This is a genomic window from Massilia oculi, from assembly GCF_017582745.1.
Lineage (GTDB): Bacteria > Pseudomonadota > Gammaproteobacteria > Burkholderiales > Burkholderiaceae_D > Telluria > Telluria oculi_A.
The window spans coordinates 1-1404 of record NZ_JAFVIM010000081.1 but is presented as its reverse complement, the minus strand read 5'-3'; the positions used below and the strand labels follow the sequence as shown (position 1 = coordinate 1404).

Annotated in this window: 1 protein-coding gene; it reads left to right on the top strand. The window is 65.5% G+C overall.

Annotation, left to right across the window (positions count from 1 at the left end):
* Positions 1-1404 (top strand): portal protein (locus J3U95_RS28200; RefSeq protein ID WP_441295272.1); only part of this gene is annotated, 1404 nt, incomplete at both ends.

Below are 1404 nucleotides of genomic sequence, written 5' to 3'. Positions count from 1 at the left end.
GCCACCACCTGGCAGAACCACGCCATCAACCCGGAGCGCGAGCGCAATTACGCGCTGTACCTGGGCCTGCCGGACGGGAAGGAAGTCGAGGGCCGGTCCCAGGTGGTGAGCTGGGACGTGTTCGAGGTGGTCGAGAGCGCCCTACCCTCGCTGCTGGATGTCTTCCTGTCGGGCGACAACATCGGCGAGTTCGAGCCGGTCGGCGTCGAGGACGAGGAATTCGCTGGCCAGGCCACCGATTACATCAACCACATCGTCAAGAAGCAGAACCCGGGCTTCCTGATCTTCAACACCTGGTTCAAGGACGCGCTGCTGGCAAAGGTCGGCATCGTGCGCGCCTTCTGGAACGACGCCGACAAGGTCACGCGCGAGGCATACACCGGCCTCGACCAGATGCAGGTGGCCCTGCTTATGCAGCAGGAAGGCATCGAGGTGCTGGGCCACAACACCTATCCGGATCCGGAGGATGTGGCGCAGCGTGAGCAGCTGGCCAACGGCCTTATGGCCATGGCACCCGAAGCGGCCGCCCAGGCGCAGGCCCAGCTGGCCCAGCCGCCGAAGATGCTGTTCGACGTCGACCTCAAGGTCACCCGCAAGAAGGGCCAGGTATGCATCCGCAACGTGCGGCCCGAAACCTTCCTGGTATCGCGCCGGGCCTGCTCGATCTACGAATCGCCGCTGGTCGGCCAGTACGCCGTGCTGCGCCGCTCCGACCTGGTGGAGATGGGCATCCCGAAGGCCGATGCGTTTGCTGTCCAGAGCTACGACATGAACACCCACGTCGACGGCGCCGAGTCCTTGAAGTCGATGGCCGACGACGAGACCGAGGTGCTGGATGACCACCAGGCCTTCGACAAGGCCATGGAGGAAGTCACGCTGTTCGAGGGCTACATCCAGTGCGACCACGACGGCGACGGCATCGTCGAATGGCGGTACGTGCTGCGCGGCGCGAACATGACCCTCAAGAACGAGGAGGCCGACGGCCACGACTACTGCGTCATCACGCCGATTCCGATCCCGCACCGCGTGCACGGGCTGGCGCTGGCCGACGTCACGGCGCCGATCCAGGCGACCAACACCGCCCTGACCCGGCAGTACCTGGATTCGCTGTACCTGGCCAACAACCCGCGCACCTACGTGAACGTGGACGCCGGCGTGAACCTGGCCGACCTGCTGGACAACCGGATCGGCGGCATCGTCCGGGGCAAGAAGCCGATGATGGAAGCCGTCTCGCCGCTGGTCACCAACGTGGTGGCCGCGCCGGCGCTGCAGGGCATCGAATTCATGGACACGCGCCGCGAAATCCGGACCGGCATCACCAGGTACAACCAGGGCCTCGAGGCGGACAGCCTGAACAAGACCGCCACCGGCGTGACGAAGATCATGTCGGCCAGCCAGCAGCGC